Origin of the sequence: Paraburkholderia sp. (assembly GCF_036488505.1) — a bacterium.
Lineage (GTDB): Bacteria > Pseudomonadota > Gammaproteobacteria > Burkholderiales > Burkholderiaceae > Paraburkholderia.
Genome location: NZ_DASXHN010000237.1, coordinates 1 through 4,655, shown reverse-complemented (window position 1 = coordinate 4,655; position 4,655 = coordinate 1). Strand labels below are relative to the sequence as shown.

The 4,655-nt window shown below is 65.0% G+C and carries 4 protein-coding genes and 1 pseudogene; 4 read left to right on the top strand and 1 reads right to left on the bottom strand.

The genetic code is table 11. From position 1 onward, the window contains the following. Both VGH68_RS14640 and VGH68_RS14635 read left to right on the top strand, forming a co-directional pair. The coding region (locus VGH68_RS14640; protein ID WP_331604361.1) for a tannase/feruloyl esterase family alpha/beta hydrolase at positions 1-661 on the top strand (661 nt) is incomplete at its 5' end. Positions 662-883: 222 nt separating this feature from the next. Continuing rightward, positions 884-1,666 (top strand): SDR family NAD(P)-dependent oxidoreductase, encoded by a 783-nt coding sequence (locus VGH68_RS14635; RefSeq protein WP_331604360.1) that lies wholly within the window; start codon positions 884-886, stop codon positions 1,664-1,666. Positions 1,667-1,681: 15 nt separating this feature from the next. Here VGH68_RS14635 and VGH68_RS30110 read toward each other — a convergent pair. Then, positions 1,682-2,634, bottom strand: a pseudogene (locus tag VGH68_RS30110) (LysR family transcriptional regulator). Positions 2,635-3,066: 432 nt separating this feature from the next. On the opposite strand from VGH68_RS30110, the gene VGH68_RS14620 reads away from it, so the two are divergent. Together VGH68_RS14620 and VGH68_RS14615 are read left to right on the top strand one after the other, a co-directional pair. Beyond that, positions 3,067-3,321 (top strand): hypothetical protein, encoded by a 255-nt coding sequence (locus VGH68_RS14620; protein ID WP_331604356.1) that lies wholly within the window; start codon positions 3,067-3,069, stop codon positions 3,319-3,321. A gap of 76 nt (positions 3,322-3,397) precedes the next feature. Further along, positions 3,398-4,567, top strand: coding sequence for an alpha/beta hydrolase (locus tag VGH68_RS14615; protein WP_331604355.1), 1,170 nt, complete (start codon positions 3,398-3,400; stop codon positions 4,565-4,567). Positions 4,568-4,655 lie beyond the last annotated feature (88 nt).

Here is a 4,655-nt window from a genome sequence, read left to right as displayed (position 1 = left end):
GACCTACTATCCCGGGTACAACGTGTGGGGCGCCGACCTTGGCATCACGTCCCGCACTTCGCCGGTCGAGCCAGTGGTCACGTTCCTCGCATTCGGAACTTCCCAGCCGGCGAATCCGATGCCGCTCACGGCGCCCTACGTCAGCGTTCTGACCGACCAGTGGATCAAGTATTCGGTCACGCGCGACCCGAACTTCGATTCGCTGTCGCTCGACCCGGAGCAGCCCGGTGTATGGGCCAACCGTATCAGCGACCTGAGCCGGCAACTAGACGCAAGCACCGATATTTCGGCTTTCAGGCGGCGTGGCGGCAAGCTCCTGCTCGTTCACGGACAATCCGATGTACTCGTCAGCACACGTGCGACGGAGCTGTACTATCGACGGTTGCAAACGCAGTTCGGCGTTGATCGCGTCGATTCGTTCGTGCGGTTCTATGAGATTCCCGGCATGGGCCATGCCGCCAGTAGCACCTTCAATGCCACCTGGGATTCTCTGTCGGCGCTCGCCCAATGGGTCGAGAAAGGCAAGGCGCCCGTCGCGCAAGTGACAACCGATACGGCTGGCGTGCCGGGCCGCACCCGGCCGCTATGCGATTACACCAAGTGGCCCCGGTACGAAGGCGGCGATGTCAATCAGGCTGCTTCGTTCCGCTGCGTGGACTAAGCGAAAAGGGCGGTTGAGCGCCGACAAGGGCACAGGCTCTCGCCGCTATGACAGGTCATGCCGGGTTCTCGCTCATCGCGAATCCTTCGTTCTGGACGCAGCCAAACGCATGCAATCGCCGCCGGCCGATCAGCGGCGACGCACCACGGCAGTATCTCGCTTTCAAGTTCCCGGGAATGAGGCTTGCGCGGTGGAGGCTTTCACTATCCTCCGCTGCCCATCATGAACGATCAAACGACTAGCCAACGGTTTCATTCGAAAGTGGTCATTGTGACTGGCGCCGGCTCCGGTATCGGCGAAGGTACGGCCCGTCGCTTCGCGGCAGAAGGCGCGTCGGTCGTATTAGCCGGCCGCACGCGGGACAAGCTCGAACGGGTTGCGCGAGACCTGGAGCCGTCGAGAACGCTCGTTCACCCCTGCGATGTCTCCCGCTACCAGGACGCCGAGCAGCTGATAAGCGCCACGGTGGCGCGCTTTGGACGCATCGACGTGCTCGTCAACAATGCAGGCGTCGCACCGACGGGCCGCATTGACGAAGCTTCACTCGACGATTGGCGCGCCATCATGTCCACCGACCTCGACGGCGTTTTCTACTGCAGCCGCGCGGCGATCCGTCATCTGATCGACGCGCGCGGCGCGATCGTCAACGTGTCTTCAGTATCCGGATTGGGCGGCGATTGGGGCATGAGCTTCTACAACGCGGCCAAAGGCGCGGTCACCAATTTCACCCGCGCGCTTGCGCTGGATCATGGCCGCGACGGCGTGCGAGTCAATGCGGTATGTCCCAGCCTGACGGCAACCGACCTGACGCAAGACATGTTGGGCAACGACGAGCTGATGGCCAGGTTTCGCGAGCGGATTCCTCTGGGCCGCGCAGCCGAGCCTGCCGACATTGCAGCGGTGATCGCGTTTCTCGCCAGCGACGACGCGCGGTTCGTCACCGGCGTGAATTTGCCCGTCGACGGCGGTCTCAGTGCTTCGAACGGGCAACCGCCGCAAGCGTGACACCACTGGCGATGTCTACTCCTGCGCAGGTCCGCCCGGCCAGCCGCGCTGCCTGACGAACTCGACGAAACGCGCAGCGGCCGGGTCGCGCATGACGGCCGGATAGGCCAGATACAGCGGTGCCGATAGGCCCGCATCGCTGGTCAATGTGCAGAACACTGCGCTTTTGTGGTCGTACCGCTGCATCGACGCCGGCACCAGGGTCACACCCAGTCCAGCCGCGACCATGTGAATGCCGGTAAGCATGCGAGGTACCTCGCGCGCGACGTGCGGCTCGAACCCCTCGCGACGGCAAGCGGCCAGAAAATCCGCATACATGCCGGGCGCGCCCGGACGCCGCACGAGGATGAATTCCTCCTGCGCGAGGGCCTTCAACGGTATGGTCGGATGCGATTCGTTGGCTGCGGCGAGCAAGCGGTGGCCGACCGGCAGCACCGCCACCATCGGCTCATCGAGCAACTGTTCGAAGGCGACACCGGACGGCGTTTCGACCGGCTTGCGCAAATACGCGACGTGGAGCTGCCCCGTCAATACGCGACGTGGAGCTGCCCCGTCAACAGCCGCTCGATCAACTCGGCGGCATTCAACTCGGACAGCGTAATTTCGATGCCCGGGTGATCCGCGTTGAACGCGCGGATCGCGTCTGTCGTAACCGGATGGAAACCCGCGGAACTCGTGAGACCGATCGCGATCGCGCCAAGCTCGCCGCGCGAGATGCGCCGGGCGTGGGCCACGCCCTGCTGCAGCATGTCCAGCACCTGTTGCGCGCTCTGCGCGAACGCGTGGCCGGCCGGTGTCAATTCGACGCCGCGCGGCAGACGGGCGAACAGTTCAAAGCCGATCTCGTCCTCGAGCAGGCGAATCTGCTGTGACAGCGGCGGCTGCTGCATCGCGAGGCGCTCGGCGGCTCGGGTGAATTGGCCTTCCTCGGCGACTGCGAGGAAATAACGAAGGTGACGCAGTTCCATTGACAGCTCCGACGGCGACAAGGTGAGCCAGAGCGACGCTCGCGCTCGTCCGGGCGGCGAAATCCATACGCTGCGAATATGGCAGCACAATCGAATAGATATTTTACATCTGCATCGACCCTCCTTACGATGGCGCTCGGGTTTCGTCGGCCCGCGCGTCGTGACGTTCAGCGCAGCTGGAAACCGCCACGCGACGACAACAACACCAAGGAGACCGCTTTGAAAAACGTTCGGCGCCGCGCTCGCCTACGACTACCGCAACGGCGCGATCAATTCCAGCAACACCTGGACGAAGTCGCGCAACCTCAGCCTGACGTTGCGGCAGGATATCGGCGCGGGCACGCTGAAGATGGGCTACGAGCACTTTCTGTACAACCCGACGAAGGGGCGTCGGAGTCTCAGGCGCTATGGTTCGCCGGCGTCCGCTACCCGGTGACGAGCCGTATCAAGGCGACCGCCGCTTACTACTACGTACAGGACAAGACACCCGGCAATTCCAATACGTGGATGGGGGTGCCGAGCACGCAGTACGCGCTGTCCGGGCGCACCGCGTTGTATGCGACGCTCGCGTACGCTCAGGCGACCCGTGGTGTGAACGGCGCGTTCACGCCGGTAGGGACGACCGCCGACACCGCCTTCGGCTCGAACCAGACCGGCGTCACGATCGGCATGTTTCACCAGTTCTAGTCGTTTGATCCGTTGATGTCAGGGCCGGGCCGCGCGATGCGAATGGCGCGGTTGGGGACTCCGAGGAGCCGTACCCATGAGTTTTGATTCGATTTTTCAGCGTGCGCGCCGCGGCGTGCATCGTCGTGAAGCCGGGACGCGAGCCGATGGCGACGCGGCACGCGCGTGGGCGCGCGTCGTCTGCGCCGCCGCGCTTGCTGTCCTCGAACTGGTCTCCGGTACGCAGGCCAGCGCCACGGACGTCGCCGGAACGCACGCGTACGAACCGCATCTTCGTCCGGTCTCGCATATCTCCGATACGCGGATGCGGATCGATACAGCGGCGGGCGTCGCCGAATTGCCGCTGTATATCTCGCGCGACTGGAATCAGCCGCTGCCGGGCATCGTCCGCGCGGTGATCGTGATTCACGGCAAGCTGCGCAACGCGGACCGCTATTTTCAGAGTGCGGAGCAGGGCCGCGACGCCGCGCGTGAACAGCACGCGACGGATGCGGACGCGAACGGCACGTTGCTGATCGCGCCGCAGTTTCTGGCGACGCTCGATTTTGGCGGCCGCTCGCAGCCTGCCGATGTGCTGCGTTGGGACGCGAACGGCTGGATGGCTGGCGACCCCGCAGTCGCACCGGTGCCGCTGAGTTCGTATGCGGCGCTCGATGCGATCGTCGAACGGCTTGCCGATCGCAAGCGCTTCCCCGATCTGCGCGAGGTCGTGTTCGCCGGCCATTCCGGTGGCGCTCAGGTCGTGCAGCGCTATGCGGTCGCCGCGCACGATCCCGGTGCGCTCACGCGCGCCGGGATCGCGCTGCGCTACCTGGTATCGAGCCCATCGTCGTATGCGTACTTCGATGCACAGCGGCCGGCCGATGACGGCAAGCCGTTCGAGCCGGCCACCTGTCCCGGCTTCGACGACTGGAAATACGGGATGCAGAAGCGCCCGGCGTATCTCGCGCAGCGCACGCCCGCCGAACTCGAGGCCGCGTATGTCGCGCGCCGCGTCGACTATCTGGTCGGCGGCAGCGACGACGATCCGCAGAAGGCCCTCGATCGGAGCTGCCCGGCCGAAGCGCAGGGCCCGCAACGGGTCGCGCGCGCCGACGCGTATTTCGACTATCTGCGCGCGCGTCATCCGCAGGGACTGAATCAGCAGTTGCATATCGTGCCGGGCGTCGGCCACGACGGTGCACGGATGTTGACGTCCGCTTGCGCGTTGCATGCGATGTACGGCGTGCCGGGGTGCGCATCATGAGTACGACCCGCGACACGCCATCGTCGGCCGCTGACGGCACGGCTCGCCGGCCGCACCTGATCGCCACCGAGCCGGACCGGCCGCACTT